Source organism: Nonomuraea sp. NPDC051941, assembly GCF_044593615.1.
Window position 1 is genome coordinate 599235 of record NZ_JBIUCF010000002.1, and the last position, 25495, is coordinate 624729.

1 protein-coding gene is annotated in these 25495 nt (G+C 72.1%); it reads right to left on the minus strand.

The window, feature by feature from the left end; translation table 11 throughout:
* Positions 1-13: 13 nt before the first annotated feature.
* Positions 14-25468, minus strand: a complete 25455-nt coding sequence (locus ACIHFD_RS06300) for an SDR family NAD(P)-dependent oxidoreductase (protein WP_397365855.1) — start codon at positions 25466-25468, stop codon at positions 14-16.
* Positions 25469-25495 lie beyond the last annotated feature (27 nt).

The following is a 25495-nucleotide window of genomic DNA, read 5'->3' on the forward strand; positions in this document are numbered from 1 at the left end:
GCCGCTGCAACTGTCAAGAGATCTCGAGCTCGTTGTCGATGAAGGCGAACATCTCGTCGTCGCTGGCGGACTCGAGCTGGTCCGCGACGTCCGACTCGCCCGTGCCGTTCAGGCCCGACAGGAGCTCTTTGAGGCGCGCGGTGAGCCTGGCGCGCACCGTGCTGTCCTCGGCGAGTGTGGTCAGTGAATCCTGGATCTGGTCCAGCTCCGCGAAGATCCGCAGGATGCCGGCCTCCTCGTTCTCCGCCCCGGCTTCGCCGAAGTACCCCATGAGGTGGTCGGTCAGGGCCACCGGGGTGGGGTAGTCGAAGACGAGGGTGGCGGGCAGCCGCAGGCCCGTGGCCCGGCCGAGCTGGTTGCGGAACTCGACCGCGGTCAGGGAGTCGAACCCGAGGTCCTGGAACGGGCGCTGCGGGTCGATGGCGGATCCGTCGGAGAACCCGAGGACGGCCGCCACCTGGCCGCGGACGGTGTCCGACAGCGCCGACCGGCGCTCGGCCGGTTCCATCGCGGACAGCCGCTCGGCGAGCCCGTCGGTGGTTCCCGCCCGCCGCATGGAGGTCCGCGCACTGGCGCGGGCCTGGACGAATCGGGCCGGGATGAGCAGTGGCCGGCCGGATGTGACCGCGGTGTCGAACAGCTCCAGCCCGTCGGCCGCGGACAGCGGCGCCACGCCCATGCGCGCCAGGCGGCGCAGGTCGGCCTCGGTCAGCTCGCCGGCCATGCCGCCCTGCTCCCACAAGCCCCAGGCCAGGGACGTGCCCGCCAGCCCTTCGGCGGCGCGCAGCTGGGCCAGCGCGTCGAGGAACGCGTTCGCCGCGGCGTAGTTGCCCTGGCCCGCTCCTCCCAGCACTCCCGACATCGAGGAGAACAGCACGAACGCGGTCAGGTCGAGCCCTCGCGTCAACTCGTGCAGGTGCCAGGCGGCATCGGCCTTGGGCCTCAGGACCGTGTCGAGACGCTCGGACGTCAGGGACGTGATCACCCCGTCGTCCAGGACACCGGCCGTGTGCACGACACCGGTGAGCGAGTCCGCCACCCAGGCGACCGTCGCCGCCAGCGACTCACGGTCGGCCACGTCGCAGGCCGCCACCTCCACCTCGGCACCCAGCTCCGAGAGCTCGGCCACCAGCTCGGCCGCGCCCGGCGCCCCCAGGCCGCGACGGCTGACCAGCACCAACCGCCTGACCTCGTGCTCGGTGACGAGGTGGCGGGCCACCAACGCACCCAGCCCGCCCGTGCCACCGGTGATCAGCACTGTGCCCTCCGGCCCGAACACCGGACCCTGATCCTCCAGATCCGTGGCCCGGCCCAGCCGCGGCACCCACAGCTCGCCCGCCCGCACCGCGAGCTGCGACTCACCCGACGCCAGCGCCCGGCCGATCACGTCCTCGGACGTGTCCCCGTCCAGGTCCAGCAGCACGAACCTGCCGGGCTGCTCGGCCTGCGCGGCCCGCACGAGGCCGCCGACCGCCGCCTGGGCGAGGTCCGGGCTCTCGCCGGCGGTGGTGGCGAGAGCGCCGCGCGTGAGGATGACGAGCCGGGACGACGCGAGGTGCTCCTCCGCCAGCCAGCTCTGCAGCAGTTCGAGGACGCCGTGCGTCGCCGCGTGATGGTCCTGCCCGGCGGAGGGGCCGGTCAGGACCGCCTCCGGGAGATCGGCGGGGTCGTGCAGCGAGACCAGAGTGGCCAGGTCCGGATAGGTGACGCGGCCGGTGCCGAGGTCGTCGGCACCGAGCAGCGCCCAGCGCGGCGTCTCGGACGCGGGCGCGTCGGGGAGCCGGGTCCACTCGATCTGGTGCAGGGTGCCCTGGTTCCCGCCGCCTTGCCGGCCGCCGACCATCGGGCGCAGGGTGAGGGTCTCGACGGCGGCGACCGGCGCGCCGAGCTCGTCGGCGATGCTCAGCGTGATGGCAGCGCCGCCGACGTTGGCGATCTTGACGCGCAGGCTGGTCGCTCCCGCCGCGAGCAGGGACACGCCCGACCACGCGAACGGCAGGTACGGCCGCCCCGGCTCGGGCCGCGGCAGCAGGCCACCCAGGGCGGTGGCGTGCAGCGCGGCGTCCAGCAGGGCGGGGTGCAACACGAACCGGCCGGCGTCCGCGTGCGCCTCCTCTGGCAGGACGATCTCGGCGAACACCTCGCCGCCCCGCTCCCAGGCGCTTGTCAGCCCCTGGAACGTCGGCCCGTAGTCCAGTCCGATCGCGAGCATGTCGTCGTAGAGGTCCTGGACCGGGACCGGCTCCGCGCCCGCGGGCGGCCACTGCCGCAGGTCGATGTCCGGCTCGGGCACGGTCGCGGTGAGCGTGGCCTGGGCGTGCTGGGTCCACTCGGTCGCGTCCTGCGTACGGGAGTGGATCGCCAGCGACCTGCGGCCCGGCTCCTCGGTGGCGGTGGACACCAGCTGGAGCTGGACGCCGCCGCCCTCGGGCAGGACCAGGGGGGCCTGCAGGGTGAGCTCCTGGAGGTGCGGGCAGCCGCTCTCGTCCCCGGCCCGGACGGCCAGCTCGACGAGCGCGGTGCCCGGCACGATCACGCTGCCGCCCACGACGTGGTCGGCCAGCCAGGGGTGCGTGGCGACCGACAGCCGCCCGCTGAAGATCACCGTCTCGCCGCCGGCCACCTCGGTCGCCGCGCTGAGCAGCGGGTGCTCGACGGCGCCCAGGCCCGCGGTGGTGACGTCGCCGGTGTCGGGACCGGGCTGGAGCCAGTAGCGCTCGTGCTGGAAGGCGTACGTGGGCAGGTCCACCCGGGACGGGCGGGCCGGCGCGAAGAACGCTTCCCAGTCGACGGCGACGCCGTTCGTGTGCATCCGGCCCAGGGCCTCGACGAACGTACGGGTCTCGTCGCGGTCCTTGCGCGCGGCCGGTACGAAGGCGCCGTCCTCCAGGCTCTGCTGGGCCAGCGCGGTCAGAGTGGTGTCCGGACCGACCTCCACCCACACCTTCGCCCCGGCGGCACGAGCGGCACCGACCCCGTCGGCGAACCGCACGGCCTGGCGCACGTGCTCCACCCAGTAGCTCGGGGTGGTCAGCTGGCCCGGCTCGGCCAACTGGCCGGTGAGGTTGGAAACGATCGCGACCGTCGGCTCGTGGTAGGTCAGACCGGAGATGGCCTCCTCGAAGTCGGCGAGCATCGGCTCCATCAACGGCGAGTGGAAGGCGTGCGAGACCCGCAACCTGCGCGTCCGAGCGCTGACTCGCTCCTCGATCTCAGCGATTGCTTGGGCGTCGCCGGAGATCACCACGGCTGCGGGGCCGTTGACCGCCGCGATCCCGACCTGGCCTTCCAGCAAGGGCAGAACATCCGCCTCGGGTGCGGCGATCGCCAGCATCGCCCCGCCGGTCGGCAGGGCCTGCATCAGCCGGGCCCGGGCCGCCACCAGGGCGCATGCATCGGCCAGCGAGAACACTCCGGCCACGTGCGCGGCGGCGATCTCCCCGATCGAATGCCCGACCAGCACATCCGCGCGGATACCGAAGGACTCCAGCAGCCGGTACAGCGCGACCTCGAAGGCGAACAACGCGGGCTGGGTCATGCCTGTCTCGTTCAACACCCCATCGGGGTCGTTGAACATCACCTCACGGATCGGCAGGAGCTGGTCGATCTCTTCCAGGGTCTCGGCGAACACCGGGAACGTCTCGGCGAGCTGACGGCCCATCCCGACCCGCTGGCTGCCCTGACCGGCGAACAGCAGTGCCAGCTTGGCCCGCGAGCGCACCAGGCCCGTCTGGGTCCTCGGCTCGTCCGGGCTGCCGTCGGCCAGCGCCGCCAGTGCTTCGAGCAGTTCGGCGCGGTCCGCGCCGGTGATCACCGTGCGGTGCTCCAGCACCGACCGGCCTGCCGCCAGCGACCAGCCGACGTCGGCCACGTCCAGCTCGGGCCGCGACTCGATCCAGGAGCGGAGCCGTCCGGCCTGCGCCGACAGCGCCTGCTCGCTGCGTCCCGACAGCACCCACGGAAGCATGGGCAGCTCGCCGGCGGGCTCCGGCTCGGGCGCGACCGGGGACTCCTCCAGGACGACGTGGGCGTTCGTGCCGCTGATCCCGAAGGAGGAGATGCCGGCGCGGCGAGCGTGCCCGTTCCGCTGCCACGGCTGCGCGTCGGTGAGCAGCCGCACCGCGCCTGCCGTCCAGTCCACGTGCGTGGACGGCTCGTCCGCGTGCAGGGTCTGCGGCAGCGTCTCGTTCCGCAGGGCCATCACCATCTTGATCACGCCCGCGACGCCCGCGGCGGCCTGGGAGTGGCCGATGTTCGACTTGATCGAGCCGAGCCACAGGGGCTGGTCCCGCTCCTGGCCGTAGGTCGCGATCAGCGCCTGGGCCTCGATCGGGTCGCCGAGCACCGTGCCCGTGCCGTGCGCCTCGACCGCGTCCACGTCCGCGGCCGACAGTCCGGCGTTGGCCAGGGCCTGGCGGATCACCCGCTGCTGGGAGGGGCCGTTCGGGGCGGTCAGGCCGTTGCTGGCACCGTCCTGGTTGACCGCGGATCCGCGGACGACCGCCAGCACCTGGTGGCCGTTGCGGCGCGCGTCCGACAGCCGCTCCACCAGCAGCATGCCCGCGCCCTCCGACAGCCCGACGCCGCCCTCGGCCTCGCCGAACGCCCTGCACCGGCCGTCCACGGAGAGGTTGCGCTGCCGGGCGAACTCGATGAACGTCCACGGGGTGGCCATCACGGTCACGCCGCCTGCCAGCGCCAGGTCGCAGTCCCCCGACCGCAGCGCCTGAACCGCCAGGTGCAGCGCGACCAGGGACGACGAGCACGCGGTGTCCACGGTCATCGCGGGGCCCTCGAAACCGAAGGTGTACGACACCCGGCCGGAGGCGACGCTGCCCGAGTTGCCGGTGCCGATCAGGCCTTCCAGCTCTTCCGGCACCGAGGACAGCTGGGACGCGTAGTCGTGGTACATCACACCGGCGAACACACCCGTCCGGCTGCCCCGCAGCCCGTGGGGATCGATTCCGGCGCGTTCGAGCGCTTCCCATGAGGTTTCGAGCAGCAGCCGCTGCTGCGGGTCCATGGCCAGCGCCTCACGCGGCGAGATCCCGAAGAAGCCGGGGTCGAACTCGGCGGCGTCGTACAGGAAGCCGCCGTGCCGGGCGTACGAGGTGCCCCGGTTGCCGGGGTCCGGGTCGTAGAGCCTGTCCAGATCCCAGCCGCGGTCCGCCGGGAACTCACCCACGGCGTCCCCGGCCTGCGCCACCAGCCGCCACAGGTCCTCGGGCGAGGTGACCCCGCCGGGGTAGCGGCAGGCCATGCCGACGATCGCGATGGGCTCGTCGTCGGCCGCCGACGTCCGTGCCGTGACCGCGACCTCACGCGTGCCCAGCAGCTCGCCGGACAGGAACCTGACGAGCGCCGCCTGGGTGGGATAGTCGAAGACCAGTGTCGCCGGCAGCCGGATGCCCGTGACCTCGCTGAGCCGGTTGCGGAACTCCACCGCCATCAGCGAGTCGAAGCCCAGCTCCTGGAACGACATGCCCTCGTCGAGGGCCGACCGGTCGGCGAAGCCGAGCACCACGGCCAGCTGATCGCGTACCAGGTCTTCCAGCACGGACTGCTGTCCGGCCGCCGGCATGCTCGCCAGCTGCTGCTTCAGCGTGGCGGCGGCCTCCGACGCGGCCGTCACCACGCGCCTGGCGGGACCGGACACGAGCCCGCGCAGCAGCGGGGGCAGCATGTCCGCGTGGGCTCCGAGGACCTTGAGGTTCAGCTGGGCGGGGACCAGCGTGGCCCGGTCGGTGCCGAGCGCGGCGTCGAGGAGGGCCAGCCCGTCCTCGGCCGACAACGGGTCGACGCCGGAGCGTGCGAGCCGCCGCAGGGCGGCGTCGTCGAGCTCCGCGAGCCCGCCTTCCCTCCACAGGCCCCAGGCCAGCGAGATCGCGGGCAGCCCCTGTGCTCTGCGGTGCTCCGCCAGGGCGTCCAGGTACGCGTTCGCCGCCGCGTAGTTGCCCTGGCCCGCGCCTCCCATCACGCCTGCCAGGGAGGAGAACAGGATGAACGCGGACAGGTTCAGATCGCGGGTGAGCTCGTGCAGGTGCCAGGCGGCGTCGGCCTTGGGTCGCATGACCGTGTCGAGCCGTTCGGACGTGAGGGAGGTGATCACGCCGTCGTCCAGGACGCCGGCCGCGTGCACGACGCCGGTCAGCGAGTCCGCCACCGAGGTCACCAACGCCGCCAGCGCCTCACGGTCGGCCACGTCGCAGGCGGCGACGCTCACCTCCGCGCCCAGCGCGGACAGCTCGGCCACCAGGTCCGCGGCCCCCGGAGCATCCGGCCCGCGCCTGCTGACCAGCACCAGATGCCCCACCTGATAGGTGGTGACCAGGTGCCGGGCCACCAGCGCGCCCAGACCGCTCGTACCGCCGGTGACCAGCACCGTCGACTCCGGCCCGAACACCGGCTCCCTGCCCTCCGGCACCGCCGCCCGCGCCAGGCGCGGGACCCGCGCCTCACCGGCCCGCACGGCCACCTGGGCCTCGTCGCCGGCCAGTGCCCGGCCGATCACGTCCTCGGGCGTGTCGTCGTCCAGGTCGAGCAGGACGAAGCGGCCCGGCTGTTCGGCCTGCGCGGCCCGTACCAGGCCCCAGATCGCCGCCTGTGCCGGATCCGGCACGTCCGCCGGACCTGCCGCCACCGCGCCACGCGTGACGACCGCCAGCCGCGACGACGTGAACCGCTCGTCCGCCAGCCACTCCTGCAGCAGGTCCAGCGTCTCGTGCACACCGGCCGGGGCCGCCACCGGCACGCATTCCGGAACCGTCCCGACCTCGGCGAGCCCTGCCAGGATCTCTTGCGGGTCGCCCGTCGCGCTCAACTCCACCGGCACCCAGTCGACCTGGAACAGCTTGTTCCTGCTCCTGGCCGCCGGGGTGGTCTCCAGCTGGCCGGTGGACACCGGACGTACCGCCAGCGAGGCGACGGTGGCCACGGGCAGGCCGCCCGTGTCCGTTAATGTCACGGAAACCGCGCCCTGTGCCCGCAAGGAGATCCGTACGCGGAGCTTCGTGGCGCCGGAGGCGTGCAGCGCCACGCCGCTCCAGGCGAACGGCAGGGACGGGCGGCCGGGCTCCGCGTCCGGCGCGAACCCGCCGAGCGCGGTGGCGTGCAGCGCCACGTCGAACAGCGCCGGGTGCAGCCCGAACCGGGCCGCGTCGCGCGCCATCTCCTCCGGCAACGCCAGCTCGGCGAAGACCTCGTCGCCCTTGCGCCATGCGGCCCGGAGCCCGCGGAAGGCGGGGCCGTAGCCGAGGCCCATGGCGGCGAACTGGTCGTACAGGCCGTCCAGCGCCACTGCCTCTGCTCGTTCCGGTGGCCAGACGCTCTCGGGCTCCGGCGCCGTCACGCCGGCTCGCGTCAGCGTTCCGGCGGCGTGCTGGGTCCAGGGCTCGTCCTGCGCGCCGTGGAGGCGGGAGTAGATCCCCAGCCGCCGGCGGCCGTCCTCGTCCGGGGCGCTGACGGCGACCTGGAGCTGGACCGCGCCGCGCTCGGGCACGACGAGCGGCGCCTGCAGGGTGAGCTCTTCGAGCAGGTCGCAGCCGGCCTCGTCGCCGGCCCTGATGGCCAGCTCCACGAAGCCCGTGCCGGGGAGGAACACCTGCCCGTTGACGGCGTGGTCGGCCAGCCACGGGTGGGTGGCGATCGACACGCGGCCGGTGAGGACCACTGCTCCGCCGTCGGCGAGGCCCGTGACCGCGCCGAGCAGCGGGTGTCCCGTGGCCCACAGGCCGAGGCTCTCCGCGTCGCCGGCACCGGCCGACTCCAGCAGCCAGAAGCGCTGGTGCTGGAAGGCGTAGGTGGGCAGTTCGACCTGGTTCGGGCGGGCGGGCTCGTACACACCGGCCCAGTCGATCTCCGCGCCGCGTACCCACAGCTCGGCGGCGCTGGTCCACAGCCTGCGCAGGCCGCCGTCGTCGCGGCGCAGCGTACCCACGACGACCGCCTCGGCGCCGGCCTCCTCGACCGCCTCGCGCATCCCGATCTGCACCACCGGATGCGCGCTGACCTCCACGAAGAACCGGAAGCCCGAACCCGCCAGCTCACTCACCGCCGGGGCGAACCACACCGTCTGCCGCAGGTTCTCGTACCAGTACGCGGCATCCACCTCGGTCCCGGTCAGCCAGCACTGCCGCACGGTCGAATACCACGGCACTTCGCTCGTTTGCGGGGTTACCGGGGCCAGCAGTCTCGCCAGTTCGTCCTCGATCGCCTCGACATGGGCCGAATGCGAGGCGTAGTCCACCTCGATCCGCCGCGCCCGCACTCCCTGGGCCTCATAGCCGGCGATCAATTCGTCAATGGCGTCCGCGTCTCCTGACACCACCGTCGAAGAAGGTCCGTTCACGGCCGCGATCGAGATCCGGTCGTCTGCGGTCACTTCTGCAGCCGGTAGCGGGATCGATGCCATGCCGCCCTGTCCGGCCAGTGCCACGATGGCCTGGCTCCGCAACGCGACCACCCGCGCGCCATCTTCAAGCGACAACGCACCCGCCACCACGGCGGCGGCGATCTCCCCTTGGGAGTGACCGACCACGGCGGCCGGTGTCACCCCGAGCGAGCGCCACACCTCGGCCAGGGACACCATCACGGCCCAGAGCACCGGCTGCACCACATCGACCCGGTCCAGACCTTCCCCGCTGCGCAGCACCTCTGTGAGGGACCAGTCCACGAACTCCGACAGCGCCGCCTCGCACTCCGCCATCCGCGCCGCGAACACCGGCGAGTCGTCCAGCAGCTCGACGCCCATGCCGAGCCACTGCGATCCCTGACCGGGGAAGACGAACGCCGTCTTGCCACCCGGCCCGGCCACGCCCCGCACCGCGCCTTCGTCCAGCCTTTCCAGCCGGGCCAGCAGTTCCTCCTGGTCGGCGCCGATCACCACCGCGCGGTGGTCGAACGCCGAGCGGCCGAGCAACGACCAGCCGACATCTGCCGGTCGGATCCCGGTCACCGCATCGGCCAACCGGCCCGCCTGGGCCCGCAACGCCTCAGCGCTGCGGCCCGACAGCACCCACGGCACCACCGGCGGCTCGTCAACGGGCTCGGGCTCCACCGGGGCCTGGATCGGCGGCTCCTCCAGCACCACGTGCGCGTTCGTGCCGCTGACGCCGAAGGAGGAGACCGCTGCCCGGCGCGGGCGGTCCTGCCGGTCCCACGGCTGGCGCTCGTTCAGCAGTTCCAGCGCGCCCGCCGACCAGTCCACGTGCGGGCTGGGCTCGTCCGCGTGCAAGGTCCTGGGAAGCACGCCGTTGCGCATCGCCATGACCATCTTGATGACGCCCGCCGCGCCGGCGGCGGCCTGCGTGTGGCCGATGTTCGACTTGATCGACCCCAGCCACACCGGCTGGTCCCTTTCCTGGCCATAGGTCGCGAGCAGCGCCTGGGCCTCGATCGGGTCACCCAGCGGGGTCCCCGTGCCGTGCGCCTCGACCACGTCCACGTCGGTGGCCGACAGCCCGGCGTTGGCCAGGGCCTGGCGGATCACCCGCTGCTGGGAGGGGCCGTTCGGGGCGGTCAGGCCGTTGCTGGCGCCGTCCTGGTTGACCGCCGTACCGCGAATGACCGCCAGCACCTGGTGGCCGTCGCGCTGCGCGTCCGACAGGCGCTCCACCAGCAGAACCCCGATGCCTTCGCTCCAGCCGGCGCCGTCCGCCTCGGCCGAGAACGCCTTGCAGCGGCCGTCTGTGGACAGGCCGCGCTGCCGGCAGAACTCGATGAACGTGCCCGGCGTCGCCATCACGGTCACGCCGCCGGCGAGGGCCAGGTCGCACTCGCCGGACCGCAGCGCCTGCACCGCCAGGTGCAGCGCCACCAGCGACGACGAGCAGGCCGTGTCCACGGTCACCGCGGGGCCCTCGAAACCGAAGGTGTACGACACCCGGCCGGAGGCGACGCTGCCCGAGTTGCCGGTGCCGATCAGCCCTTCCAGCTCCTCCGGCACCGAAGTGAGCTGAGAGGCGTAGTCGTGGTACATGACGCCGGAGAACACGCCGGTCCTGCTGCCACGCAGCCCATGCGGGTCCATTCCGGCCCGCTCCAGGGCCTCCCACGAGGTTTCGAGGAGCAGCCGCTGCTGCGGGTCCATCGCCAGCGCCTCACGCGGCGAGATCCCGAAGAACCCGGGGTCGAACTCCCCCGCGTCGTACAGGAACCCGCCGTGGCGTACGTAGGAGGTGCCCCTGGTGTCGGGGTCGGGATCGTACAGTTTGTCCAGGTCCCAGCCGCGGTCGGTGGGGAACTCCCCGATCGCGTCCGTACCGGAGAGTACGAGCTCCCACAGACCTTCGGGAGACACCACGCCACCGGGATACCGGCAGGCCATCCCCACGATCGCGATCGGCTCGTCGTCGATCACCGTCCGGGCCACGGCGACGGACGCCGCGGACGCGGCACCCGTCAGCTCCGAGTCCAGGTAATCGGCGACCGCGGCGGCGGTCGGGTAGTCGAAGACGAGGGTGGCGGGCAGGCGCAGCCCGGAAACGGCGTTCAGCCGGTTACGCAACTCCACGGCGGTCAGCGAGTCGAAGCCCAGCTCCTGGAAGGCGCGATCGGGCTGCACCGCGTCCCCTGAGGCGTGGCCCAGGACGGTCGCCACTTCCTGCCGTACCAGCTCCAGCAGCACCTGCCGGCGCTCCGCCGGCTCCAGACCGGCCAGCCGCCGCCCCAGCGCCGACGCATCCGAGCGCGCCACCCGCCGGGCCGAGCCGCGTACCAGCCCGCGCAGCAGCGCCGGAAGGCCGTCGCCCCGCGAACGCAGCGCCTGCGCGTCGACCCGCAACGGCACCAGCACCGCCGCCTCCGCGGCCACGCCCGCGTCGAACGACGCCAGGCCCTCGTCCACCGACAGCGCCGGCAGCCCCTGACGCCGCATCCGCTCCAGGTCGGCCTCGCTCAGCCAGGCGCTCAACCCCGTCTCGGCATCCCAGAGCCCGTACGCCAGGGACGTCGCCGGCAGCCCCAGCGAGCGACGGTGCACCGCCAGCGCGTCCAGGAACACGTTGGCCGACGCGTACGCCGCCTGCCCGGCCGCCAGCACCAACCCGCCGGCCGACGAGAACAGCACGAACGCCGACAGGTCCAGATCCCGGGTCAGTTCGTGCAGGTGCCAGGCTCCGTCGGCCTTCGCCCCCAGCACCCCGTCGATCCGCTCGGCCGACAGCGAACCCACCAGCCCGTTGTCGGCCACGCCCGCCGCGTGCACCACGCCGACCAGCGGATGCTGCTGAGGGACGGAGGCGATCGCCTCGGCCAGCGCGTCCCGGTCGGCGACATCGCAGGCCGCCACCGACACCTCGGCCCCGAGCTCGCCCAGCTCGGCCACCAGATCGGCCGCGCCTGCGGCCGTCGGCCCGCTGCGGCTGGCCAGAAGCAGGTGCCGCACTCCGTGGGTGACCACCAGGTGCCGGGCGACCAGCGCGCCGAGCCCGCCGGTGCCACCGGTCACCAGCACCGTGCCGTCCGGCCCGAACGCCGGTGACCCGCCTTCCGCGCTCGCGGCCCGCGCGAGCCGCGGCACCCACACCTCGCCCTCGCGCACAGCGGCCTCGGGCTCCCCGGAAGCGACCACCGCGCCCAGAGCGCGCCAGGACTCCTCGCTGCCGTCCACGTCCACCAGGACGAACCGGCCCGGGTTCTCGGCCTCGGCCGCCCGCACCAGCCCCCATACCGGGGCCACGCCGACGTCCACGGACTCGTCGGGCCGCACCGCCGCCGCGCCACGCGTGACGATGACCAGCCGCGACGACGCGAACCGCTCGTCCGCCAGCCACCCCCGCACCGATTCCAGGACGGGACGGATGGCCTGCCGTACGGCGGTGGGGACGTCCGTCGCGGGGTCGGTGGCCGGGCACTCCAGGAACGCCCACTCAGGCACCACGTCCCCTAGAGCCGCTAGGTCCGGGTACTCGCCCACTTCGACGGGCGCTGCCGGAACCTCGGCCGGCTTCGTCCAGGTCACCTGGTAGAGGGGGTTCTGACCCGTTTGCAGCTGGCCGGTGGACAGCGGCCGGACGGTGAGCGCGTCGATGTCGGCCACCGGCGCGCCGGTGCCGTCCGCGATGGTCAGCGAGACGGAGGTGCTGCCGGCGGCGGTGTTCTTGGTGGCCTTTACGCGCAGGCCGGTCGCTCCGGTCGCGTGCAGCGACACTCCTGACCAGGCGAAGGGCAGGAACGGCTGACCCGGCTCGGGCGTCGGCAGCAGATCGCCCAGTGCGCTGGCGTGCAGCGCGGCGTCCAGCAGGGCCGGATGCATCCCGAACCGCGCCGCCTCGGCGTGCGCCTGGTCCGGCAGCGTGATCTCGGCGAACACCTCGCCCGGCCGGGTCCACGCGCTCGTCAGGCCCTGGAAGAGCGGGCCGTACTCCAGGCCGATCCCCGCCAGGTTCTCGTACAGGTCCTCGACATCGACCGGCACCGCGTCCGCCGGCGGCCACTGCGCCACGTCGAAGCCCGGCTCCGCGGCCGTGGCCGCCAGCACGCCCTCGGCGTGCCGGACCCACTCGTCCCCGTCACCGGACCGGGAATGAATGCTCACCGACCGCTGACCGGACTCCTCCACCGCGCCGACCACCACCTGCAGCTGTACGCCGCCCTCGGCGGACACCACCAGCGGGGCCTGCAGGGTCAGCTCCTGCAGGCACGAGCAGCCCACCTCGTCACCGACGCGAACCGCCAGCTCCACCAGGCCCGCGCCGGGAAGCAGGACCGTGCCGTTGACCAGGTGATCGGCCAGCCAGGGCTGCGTGGCCAGCGACAACCGGCCGCTGAAGACCACCGACTCGCCGCCGGCCACCTCGGTCACCGCGCTCAGCAACGGATGATCGACGGCGCCCAGCCCGGCCGCGTCCACATCGCCGCTGCCCTGCGCGGCGGGCACCCAGTACCGCTCCCGCTGGAAGGCGTAGGTGGGCAGATCCACCCGCTGCGCCCCCACGGGGGCGAAGAACGCCTCCCAATCGACGGTCAGACCACAGGCGTGCATCCGTCCCAGGGCTTCGACCAGGGTACGGACCTCGTCGCGGTCCTTGCGGGTGGCGGGGATGAACACGCCGTCGGCGATGCTCTGCTGGGCCAGCCCGGTCAGTACTCCATCCGGGCCGACCTCCAGGAAGTGGCTCGCCCCGGCGGCCGTCACTCCGTCGGCGAACCGCACGGCCTGGCGCACGTGCTCCACCCAATAGCTCGGGGTGGTCAGCTGGCCCGGTTCAGCGATCTGGCCGGTGAGGTTGGAAACGATCGCCAATGTGGGCTCATGGTAGGTCAGACCGGAGATGGCCTCCTCGAAGTCGGCCAGCATCGGCTCCATCAACGGCGAGTGGAAAGCATGGGAGACCCGCAGCCTGCGCGTCCGAGCGCTGACCCGCTCCTCGATCTCCGCGATCGCTGCTTCGTCGCCGGAGATCACCACCGCTGCGGGGCCGTTGACCGCCGCGATCCCGACCTGGCCCTCCAGCATCGGGAGAACCTCCGCCTCCGGTGCCGCAATCGCGAGCATCGCGCCGCCAGTCGGCAGGGCCTGCATCAGCCGGGCTCGGGCCGCTACCAGGGCGCACGCATCGGCCAGCGAGAAGACTCCGGCCACGTGCGCGGCGGCGATCTCCCCGATCGAGTGACCGACCAGCACATCCGCGCGGATGCCGAAGGACTCCAGCAGCCGATAGAGAGCCACCTCGAAGGCGAACAACGCCGGCTGGGTCATCCCGGTCTCGTTCAACACCCCATCCGGGTCGTCGAACATGACCTCACGGACCGGCAGCAGCTGGTTGATCTCCTCCAAGGTCTCGGCGAACACCGGGAACGCCTCAGCGAGCTCGCGGCCCATGCCGACCCGCTGGCTTCCTTGGCCGGCGAACAGCAGCGCCAGCCTGCCACCCGAGCCGCTCTCGGAAACCCCATCCGAGGCCAGCGCCCGCAACCCAGCCAGCAGCTCGTCACGGTCGGCGCCCACCACGACCGCACGCTCCTCCAGCACCGCCCGGTTCAACGCCAGCGCCGCACCCGTACCGGCGATCGAGGTCTCCTCCGAGACCCACGACTCCAGACGCCGGACCTGGGCCCGCAGCGCTTCGGTGGTCCTGGCCGAGATCAGCCACGGCACCATGGGCAGAACCGCGTCATCACTCGCGACCTCGGCGTCAACCTGCTCGATGATCACGTGGGCGTTCGTGCCGCTGATCCCGAACGAGGAGACCGCCGCCCGCCGCGGCCGGTCCTGCCGCTCCCACGGGCGGGCCTCGGTCAGCAGCTCAACAGCCCCGGCCGACCAGTCCACGTGCGGCGACGGCTCGTCCACGTGCAAGGTCTGAGGCATGAGCCCGTGCCGCATGGCCATCACCATCTTGATGACCCCGGCCACACCGGCCGCGGCCTGCGTGTGACCGAAGTTCGACTTCAGCGAACCCAGCCACAACGGCCTGTCCCGCTCCTGGCCGTAGGTCGCGAGGAGCGCCTGGGCCTCGATCGGGTCGCCGAGCTTGGTGCCCGTGCCGTGCGCCTCGACCACATCCACGTCCCCGGCCGACAACCCGGCGTTGGCCAGCGCCTGCCGGATCACCCGCTGCTGGGAGGGACCGTTCGGGGCCGTGATCCCGTTGCTCGCACCGTCCTGGTTGATCGCCGACCCCTTGACGACCGCCAGCACCTGGTGCCCGTTGCGGCGGGCGTCCGACAGCCGCTCCACCAGCAGCACGCCGGCGCCCTCGCCCCAACCGGTACCATCCGCCGCGGCGGCGAAGGACTTGCACCGGCCGTCCGTGGCCAGGCCACGCTGGCGGGAGAACTCGATGAACGTGCCCGGCGTCGACATCACCGTCACACCACCGGCCAGCGCGAGGTCGCACTCACCGGACCGCAGCGCCTGCGCCGCCAGGTGCAGCGCGACCAGGGACGACGAGCACGCCGTGTCCACGGTCACCGCCGGGCCCTCGAACCCGAACGTGTACGACACCCGCCCGGACACCAGGCTGCCGCCGCTGGTCGACGCCGGAGTGCCCAGCCCGTAGTCGTGATACATGACCCCGGCGAACACACCGGTCCGGCTGCCGCGCAGCGCGACAGGACTGACCCCGGCGCGCTCAAGCGCCTCCCACGAGGTCTCCAGCAGCAGTCGCTGCTGCGGATCCATGGTCAACGCCTCACGCGGCGAGATCCCGAAGAACCCGGGGTCGAACTCGGCGGCCTCGTACAAGAACCCGCCGTGGCGTACGTAGGAGGTGCCCTTGCTCTCCGGGTCGGGGTCGTACACCCTGCCGAGGTCCCAGCCACGGTCGGTGGGGAACTCCCCGATCGCGTCCGTACCGGAGGAGACGAGCTCCCACAGCCCTTCGGGAGACACCACGCCACCCGGGTAGCGGCAGGCCATCCCCACGATCGCGATCGGCTCGTCGTCGATCACCGTCCGGGCCACGGCGACGGACGCCGCGGACGCGGCACCCGTCAGCTCCGAGTCCACGTAATCGGCGACCGCGGCGGCGGTCGGGTAGTCGAAGATCAGCGTTGCGGGCAGGCGCAGCCCGGTGACCGTGGTGAGCCGGTTGCGGAACTCGACCGCGGTGAGGGAGTCGAAGCCGAGATCCTGGAACGTCCGACCGGGCTGTACCGCGTCGGCCGAGGCGTGGCCCAGGACGGTCGCCACCTCCTGGCGCACCAGGTTGGACAGTGCCGACTGGCGTTCGGCCGGCTCCATCGCGGCCAGCCGGTCGGCGAGCCCGTTGACCGCGGCAGCCCGCCGCGGCTGGGTGCGAACGCTCCTGGCCTGCGCGAACCGCGCCGCGACCAGCACCGGCCGATCGGAGCACAGCGCGGCGTCGAAGAGCGTCAGCCCTTCTGCCTCCGACAGCGGCTTCAGCCCCACGCGCTCCATGCGACGCAGGTCGGCCTCGGTCAGCTCTTCGGTCATGCCGCCCGTGTTCCACAGGCCCCAGGCCAGCGAGATCGCGGGCAGCCCCTGTGCTTTTCGGTGTTCCGCCAGGGCGTCCAGGTACGCGTTCGCCGCCGCGTAGTTGCCCTGGCCAGGGCCACCCAGCACCCCGGCGATCGAGGAGAACAGGACGAACGCCGACAGATCCAGATCCCGGGTCAGCTCGTGCAGGTGCCAGGCGGCGTCGGCCTTGGGCCGCAGGACCGTGTCAAGACGCTCGGACGTCAGGGAAGTGATCACGCCGTCGTCCAGGACACCGGCCGCGTGCACGACACCGGCCAGCGGACGCTGCATGGAGGCGATCAGCTCGGCAACGGCTTCACGGTCGCTCACGTCGCAGGCGGCCACACTCACCTCGGCGCCCAGCGCGGACAGCTCCGCCACCAGTTCTGCGGCCCCCGGAGCGTCCCCGCCCCGCCTGCTGACCAGCACCAGATGCCCCACCTGGTACGCCGTGACCAGATGCCGGGCCACCAAGGCGCCCAGACCGCTCGTACCGCCGGTGACCAGCACCGTCGACTCCGGCTCGAACACCGGCCTCAGGCCCTCGGGCACCGCCGCCCGGGCCAGACGCGGCGCCCACACCTCACCGGCCCGCACCGCCACCTGGGCCTCGCCACAGGCCAGCGCCCGGCCGATCATGTCCTCAGGTGTGTCGTCATCCAGGTCGAGCAGGACGAACCGGCCCGGCTGCTCGCCTTGCGCGGCCCGTACCAGACCCCACACCGCCGCCTGTGCCGGATCCGGCACATCCTCCGGACTCGCCGCCACCGCGCCACGCGTGACGACGACCAGCCGCGACGACGCGAACCGCTCGTCGGCCAGCCACTCCTGCAGCAGGCCCAGCACCTCATGTACTGCTCCCCGTCCGGCCGGGGCCGCCACCAGCACGCACTCCGGAACTGTCTCGGTTTCGGCGAATCCCTCAAGCAATGCCCATGTGGGTACCTGCGCCGCGGGATCGGCCGGAACCGTGCTCCACTCGAGGTGGTGCAGCGACTCGAGGCTGTTCCTCTTGGCCGCGGCGAGCTGGTCAGCCGAGATCGGGCGTACGGCAAGCGACTCCACCGACAGGACCGGAGCCCCGGTGGGATCGGCGATGGTCAGAGCGATGGCGTTGTCGCGCAAGGGGGAGATCCGCACCCGTACGCTGGTCGCGCCGGCCGCGTGCAGATCCACTCCGGCCCAGGAGAACGGGAGGACCGTCGGCCCGTCCCCGGCGACCAGCTGCGCGTGCAGCGTGGCGTCCAGCAGAGCCGGGTGGATCCCGAAGCGTCCCGCGTCGGCGAATGCCTGCTCCGGCAGCGCGACCTCGGCGAATATCTCTTCGCCGCGCCGCCAGGCCGCCTGCAGACCCTGGAAGACCGGCCCGTACTCGTAACCTCGGTCCAGCAGCATGTCGTAGGCGTCTGCCACGTCGATCCCGACGGCATCGGACGGCGGCCACTGCTCCAGCCTGGACGCCGACACCGACACCGACGGAGCCGTGGTCAGCGCGCCTTCGGCATGCCCCGTCCACGCGCCCGCGGCGTCGGTCTCGACACGGGAGTGGATCGAGACCGGCCTCGTCCCGGACTCGTCGCTCGCGCCCACCACGACCTGCAGCTGACAACTGGCATCCGCAGGCAGCAGCAAAGGTGCCTGAAGAGTGAGCTCCTGCAGGCGTGAGCAGCCCACTTCGTTCCCGGCGTGCAGCGCCAGCTCCAGGAACGCCGTGCCGGGGAGCAGGATGGTGTCGTTGACCATGTGATCGGCCAGCCAGGGCTGCGTGGCCACCGACAACCGGCCGCTGAAGACCACGGACTCTCCGGCGGCCACTTCGGTCATGGCGCCCAGCAGCGGATGGTCCACGTCCGCCAGCCCGACGGAACTCATCTCACGGGCCTCGACCTGCGCGTTGACCCAGTACCGCTCCCGCTGGAAGGCGTAGGTGGGCAGATCGACATGCTTGGCCGGGGTCAGCACCGCCGTCCAGTCCACGGCAATGCCGTGGGTGTGCAACCGGCCAAGCGCCTCGATCAGCGATCGGACCTCGTCGCGGTCCTTGCGGGTGGCGGGGATGAACACCCCGTCAGCGATGCTCTGCTGAGCCAGCCCGGTCAGCACCCCGTCCGGGCCGACCTCCAGGAAGCAACCGGCCTCCGCAGCCGCTACTCCGTCGGCGAACCGCACGGCCTGACGCACGTGCTCCACCCAGTAACCAGGGGTGGTCAGCTGGCCCGGCTCGGCCAACTGGCCGGTGAGGTTGGAGACGATCGCAAGAGTGGGCTCGTGGTAGGTCAACCCGGCAATGGCCTCCTCGAAGGAAGCCAGCATCGGCTCCATCAGCGGCGAGTGGAAGGCGTGCGAGACCCGCAGCCTTCGTGTCCGAGCGCTGACCCGCTCCTCGATCTCGGCGATCGTCTGGGCGTCTCCGGAGATCACCACCGACGCGGGGCCGTTGACCGCCGCGATCCCGACCTGGCCCTCCAGCATCGGGAGAACCTCCGCCTCGGGTGCCGCAATCGCGAGCATCGCGCCGCCAGTCGGCAGGGCCTGCATCAACCGGGCCCGAGCCGCCACCAAGGCGCATGCGTCGGCCAGCGAGAAGACTCCGGCCACGTGCGCGGCGGCGATCTCGCCGATCGAGTGCCCGACCAGCACATCGGCGCGGATGCCGAAGGACTCCAGCAGCCGATACAGCGCCACCTCGAAGGCGAACAGCGCCGGCTGGGTCATACCGGTCTCGTTCAACACCCCATCCGGGTCGTCGAACATCACCTCACGGACTGGCAGGAGCTGGTTGATCTCCTCCAGCGTCTCGGCGAACACCGGGAACGCCTCGGCGAGCTGACGGCCCATCCCGACCCGCTGACTTCCTTGACCGGCGAACAGCAACGCCAGCCTGCCCCCAGCAACCACCTCCGGGGAGCCCTCGGCCAGCGCCCGCAACCCGGCCAGCAGCTCGTCACGATCAGCACCCACCACGACCGCACGCTGATCCAACACGGCCCGCCCCGTGGCCAACGACCACGCGGCATCGGCCGTCTTCAGCTCCGGCCGCTCCTCCAGCCACGACGCCAGTCGAGACGCCTGAGCCTGAAGCGCCTGCGTGTCCTTGGCCGACACCAACCATGGCACCACCGGCGGCTCGTCAACAGACTCCGGCTGCTCCTCTGCCCCCGGCCCCTGCTCGATGATCACATGCGCATTGGTGCCGCTGATCCCGAACGAGGAGACCGCCGCACGACGGGCATGCCCGTTCTGCTCCCACGGCTGCGCCTCGGTCAGCAGCTCAACGGCACCGGCCGACCAGTCCACGTGCGGCGAAGGCTCATCCACGTGCAAGGTCCGGGGCATGAAGCCGTTCTGCATCGCCATGACCATCTTGATCACGCCGCCCACACCAGAGGCGGCCTGCGTGTGACCGAAGTTGGACTTCAGCGACCCCAGCCACAGCGGCTGGTCCCGCTCCTGGCCATACGTCGCGAGCAAAGCCTGAGCCTCGATCGGGTCACCCAGCGTCGTACCAGTCCCGTGCGCCTCGACCACGTCCACATCGGCGGCCGACAACCCGGCGTTCGCCAGCGCCTGGCGGATCACCCGCTGCTGGGAAGGACCGTTCGGGGCCGTGATCCCGTTGCTCGCACCATCCTGGTTGATCGCCGATCCCTTGAGGACCGCCAGCACCTGGTGACCGTTGCGGCGGGCGTCCGACAGCCGCTCCACCAGCAGCACACCGACACCCTCACCCCAGCCCGTACCATCAGCCGAGGCCGAGAACGCCTTGCACCGCCCGTCGGCCGCCAGGCCCCGCTGCCGCGAAAACTCGATGAACATCCCCGGCGTCGACATCACCGTCACACCACCGGCCAGCGCCAGATCACACTCCCCCGACCGCAACGCCTGAGCAGCCCAATGCAACGCCACCAACGACGACGAGCAGGCGGTGTCCACGGTCACCGCCGGGCCCTCCAGCCCCAACGTGTAAGAGACCCGACCCGACACCAAACTCCCACCGCTGGTGTTCGCCGGAGTGCCCAGCCCGTAGTCGTGGTACATGACCCCGGCGAACACACCCGTCCGGCTCCCCCGCAACCCCGTCGGATCGATCCCCGCCCGCTCAACCGCCTCCCACGACGTTTCGAGGAGCAACCGCTGCTGCGGATCCATCGCCAACGCCTCACGCGGCGAAATCCCGAAAAATCCCGAATCGAACTCCGCCGCGTCATACAAGAACCCGCCATGCCGCGCATACGACGTCCCACGGCTGTCGGGGTCCGGGTCGTACAGCTTCTCGAGGTCCCAGCCGCGATCGGCGGGGAACTCCCCCACCGCATCCCGACCCGAGAACACCAGCTCCCACAGGCCCTCCGGCGAGGTCACACCACCCGGGTACCGGCACGCCATGCCGACGATCGCGATCGGCTCGTCCGTCGCCGTCGTGGTGGCCGCCACAGCCTCCGACGACCGCCCGCCGACCAGCTCACCCGCCAGATACCCGGCCACCGCCTCAGCCGTCGGGAAGTCGAACACCAACGTCGCCGGCAACCGCAGCCCGGTGGCGGCGATCAGCTGGTTGCGGAACTCCACGGCGGTCAGCGAGTCGAAGCCCAGCTCCTGGAAGGCGCGATCCGGCTGGACCGCGTCCATCGAAGCGTGTCCGAGCACCTTGGCGACCTGCTGCCGGACCAGCTCCAGCAGCGCCCGGTCCCGCTGGTCGGCCTCCATCCCTGCCAGCCGCCGTGCCAGCCCCGTTCCCGCCGCACGCGCCACCTGCCGCGCGGGACCGCGTACGAGCCCGCGCAACAGCGCCGGAAGCCCTTCACCGCGGTTCCGCAGGGCCGTCGCGTCCACCCGCAACGGCACCAGCACCGCCGTGTCGCCGGCCGACCCGGCGTCGAACAGCGCCAGCCCCTCCTCCACCGACAGCGCCGGCAGGCCCTGGCGCCGCATGCGCTCGAAGTCGGCCTCGCTCAGCGCGCCGCCCATGCCCGCGTCGGTATCCCACAGGCCGAAGGCCAGCGACGTCGCCACCAACCCCATCGACCGCCGGTACGACGCCAGGGCGTCCAGGAACACGTTCGCCGCCGCGTAATTGGCCTGTCCCGCCGCCAGCACCAGGCCACCGGCCGACGAGAACAGCACGAACGCCGACAGATCCAAACCCGCCGTCAGATCATGCAGATGCCACGCCGCTGCCGCCTTGGCCCCCAGCACCCGCCCGAGCCGCTCCACCGACAGCGACCCCACCAGGCCGTTGTCACTCACCCCGGCCGCGTGCACCACCCCGGTCAACGAGTCCGCCACCGAAGCGACAACCCGGGCCAGCGCCTCCCGGTCGGCCACGTCGCAGGCCTCGACCGCGACCTCGGCTCCCAGCTCGGCCAGCTCCGCCACGAGGTCAGCGGCACCGGGCGCCTCCAGGCCACGCCGGCTCACCAGCACCAGCCTGCGCACTCCATGCGCCGTCACCAGGTGCCGGGCCACCAGGGCACCCAGCCCGCCCGTGCCACCGGTCACCAGCACCGTGCCGTCCGGGCCGAACACCGGCTCGCCGGCCGACGCCTGCGCCTTCACCAGCCGGGGAACCCGCACCTGCCCGTCGCGAACAGCCGCCTCCGGCTCCCCCGAAGCGACCACCGAACCCAGGGCACGCCACGACTCCGCGCTGCCGTCCACGTCCACCAGCACGAACCGGCCCGGATTCTCCGCCTCGGCCGCCCGTACCAGGCCCCACACCGGGGCCGTGCCGACGTCCAGACCCTCGGCGGCCTGAACGGCCACCGCACCACGCGTCACCACGACCAGCCGCGACGACGTGAACCGCTCGTCGGCCAGCCACTCCTGGATCACGCCCAGGGCCTCGGCGGTGATCTCGTGGACGGCGTCGAGGACTTCGCCCTCCGGCGCGGACACCACGTACGTCACCGCCTCGGGCACGGCGGCATCCTCGGCGACGGCCGCCAGCTCGGGCAGCTCCTCGGCCCCGGCGGGGGCGAGCGAGAGCGGTGTCCAGTCCACGCGGAACAGCGCGTCGGCGTGGTCGCCGCGAGCGGCGGTGAGCTGACCGGCCGAGACGGGCCGCACGGCCAGCGACTCGACCGACAGCACCGGCGCGCCGTCGGCGTCGGCGATGGTCAGGGCGATGGAGGTGTCCCGGATGCGGGAGATCCGCACCCGGACGCTGCTCGCACCGGCCGCGTGCAGCCGCGCTCCGCCCCAGGAGAACGGCAGGACGGTCTGCCCGTCCCCGGCGATCAGCTGCGCGTGCATGGCGGCGTCCAGCAGGGCGGGATGCAGTCCCGACCTGGCCGCGTCGGGGTGCGCCTGCTCGGGCAGCGCGACCTCGGCGAACACGTCGCGATCTCGGGACCAGGCCGCCTGCAGGCCCTGGAAGACGGGCCCGTACTCGTATCCCATGTCCAGGAGGAGGTCGTAGGCGTCGGACACGTCGATCACGGCGGCGCCGGACGGCGGCCACTGCTCCAGCCCCTCCACCTGCGCGGGCGCGGCATCGGCCAGCGTGCCGTCGGCGTGCAGCACCCAGGGGGCGTCGCCGTCGGCGCGGGAGTGGATCGAGACCGGCCTCACTCCGGCGTCGTCACCGCTGCCGACCAGCACCTGCAGCTGGCGCCCGCCGTCGGCGGGCAGCAGCAGCGGCGCCTGCAGGGTGAGCTCCTGTACGACCGGGCAGCCGACCTCGTCCCCGGCCTGCAGCGCCAACTCCAGGAACGCCGTGCCGGGCAGGAGAATCGTGCCGTTGACGGCGTGGTCGGCCAGCCACGGCTGCGCGGCCACGGAGAGCCGGCCGCTGAGGATCACGGACTCGCCGCCGGCGATCTCGGTCACCGCGCTCAGCAGCGGGTGATCGACTGCCGCGAGCCCGGCCCCGGCCATGTCCCCGGCGTCGGCCCGCGCCGACATCCAGTACCGCTGATGCTGGAAGGCGTAGGTGGGCAGATCGACCTGCCTGGCCGGTGCCAGTACCGCGGTCCAGTCCACGGCGATGTTGTGGGTGTGCAGCCGGCCGAGCGCCTCGATCAGAGAGCGGACCTCGTCGCGGTCCTTGCGGCTGGCAGGGATGAACTCACCGTCGGCGATGCTCTGCTGAGCCAGCCCGGTCAGCACCCCATCCGGGCCGACCTCCAGGAAGTGGCTCGCCCCTGAAGCCGTCACCCCGTCGGCGAACCGCACAGCCTGCCGCACGTGCTCAACCCAGTAACCAGGGGTGGTCAGCTGCCCCGGCTCAACAAGCCGGCCGGTCACGTTGGAAACGATCGCAAGAGTGGGCTCGTGGTAGGTCAACCCGGCGATGGCCTGCTCGAAGTCGGCGAGCATCGGCTCCATCAGCGGCGAATGGAAAGCGTGCGAGACCCGCAACCTACGCGTCCGAACGCTGACCCGCTCCTCGATCTCAGCGATCGCCTCGGCATCTCCGGAGATCACCACCGCAGCCGGACCGTTGACCGCCGCGATCCCGACCCGGTCCCCCAACAGCGGCAGAACATCCGCCTCGGACGCGGCGATCGCCAACATCGCACCGCCGGTCGGCAGGGCCTGCATCAACCGCGCCCGAGCCGCCACCAACGCACACGCATCAGCCAGCGAGAACACCCCCGCCACGTGCGCGGCGGCGATCTCCCCGATCGAATGCCCGACCAGCACACCTGCCCGGACCCCGAAGGATTCCAACAGCCGATACAGGGCCACCTCGAAGGCGAACAACGCCGGCTGGGTCATCCCCGTCTCGTTCAACACCCCATCCGGGTCGTCGAACATCACCTCACGAACCGGCAGAAACTGGTCGATCTCCTCCAGCGCCTCGGCGAACACCGGAAACGCCTCAGCCAGCTGCCGACCCATCCCGACCCGCTGGCTCCCCTGGCCGGCGAACAGCAACGCCAGCTTTCCGCCAGAACCACTCCCGGAAACCCCATCCGAGGCCAGCGCCCGCAACCCAGCCAGCAGCTCATCACGATCAGCACCCACCACGACCGCACGCTGCTCCAGCACGGTACGACCGGTCGCCAGCGTCCACGCGACCCCGGCGGCGTCCGGCTCCGGGCGTTCCTCCACCCATGACGCGAGCCGCTCGGCCTGCCCCGCCAGCGCCTCGGGCGTCTTCGCCGAGATCAGCCACGGCACCACCGGCAGCCCCGTGTCGTCGCCGGCGACCGCGTCGGTCTCCTCACCCTGCTCGATGATCACATGCGCGTTGGTGCCGCTCACCCCGAACGACGAGACGGCGGCACGGCGCGGATGATCCTGAACGTCCCACGACCGAGCCTCGGTCAGCAGCTCAACAGCACCCGCCGACCAGTCCACGTGCGGCGAAGGCTCGTCCACGTGCAACGTCTGCGGCAGCACCCCGTGCCGCATCGCCATGACCATCTTGATCACGCCACCCACCCCGGCCGCAGCCTGGGAGTGACCGATGTTCGACTTCAGCGACCCCAGCCACAACGGCCGATCCCGCTCCTGGCCATAAGCCGCGATCAACGCCTGCGCCTCGATCGGGTCGCCCAGGGTGGTCCCGGTCCCGTGCGCCTCGACCACGTCCACGTCTCCGGCCGCGAGCCCGGCGTTGGCCAGCGCCTGCCGGATCACCCGCTGCTGGGAGGGACCGTTCGGCGCGGTCAGACCGTTACTGGCACCGTCCTGGTTGATCGCCGACCCCTTGACGACCGCCAGCACCCGGTGGCCATTACGCCGCGCGTCAGACAGCCGCTCCACCAGCAGCATGCCGACACCCTCGGCCCAGCCGGTGCCGTCCGCCGAAGCCGAGAACGCCTTGCACCGCCCATCAGGGGACAGCCCGCGCTGCCGCGAGAACTCCACGAACGTGCCCGGCGTGGCCATCACCGTCACACCGCCGGCCAGCGCCAGGTCGCACTCACCCGACCGCAGCGCCTGCACCGCCAGGTGCAGCGCCACCAGCGACGACGAGCACGCCGTGTCCACGGTCACCGCCGGGCCCTCGAACCCGAACGTGTACGACACCCGGCCCGAGGCGATGCTGCCCGAGTTACCGGTCCCGACCAGGCCCTCCAACTCCTGGGGCACGGAGGACACCTGAGGGGCGTAGTCGTGGTACATCACCCCGGCGAACACGCCGGTGCGGCTGCCACGCAGCCCGGCCGGATCGACGCCCGCCCGCTCGATCGCCTCCCACGACGCCTCCAGCAGCAACCGCTGCTGCGGATCCATCGCCAACGCCTCACGCGGCGAGATCCCGAAGAACCCGGGGTCGAACTCCCCCGCGCCGTACAGGAAACCGCCGTGCCGCGAGTAAGACGTCCCACGGCTGTCGGGGTCCGGGTCGTACAGCTTGTCGAGGTCCCAGCCGCGATCGGCGGGGAACTCCCCGATCGCGTCCCCGCCCGTGGCCACCAGGTCCCACAGGTCCTCCGGTGACAGGACCTCGCCCGGGTAGCGGCAGGCCATTCCGACGATCGCGATCGGCTCGCGCGCCGCCTCGGCGAGAGAACGGTTCTGCGCACGCAGCCGTTCCGTCTCTTTCAATGAGGAACGCAGGGCCTCGATGAGCTTGGTGTCGTTCGCAGCCATTCTCGCCTCGTACTCTTCCTGCAACCG

Coding starts and splice junctions, on each gene's coding strand:
- ACIHFD_RS06300 (WP_397365855.1), bottom strand. CDS start 25,468: ATGGCTGCGAACGACACCAAGCTCATCGAGGCCCTGCGTTCCTCATTG.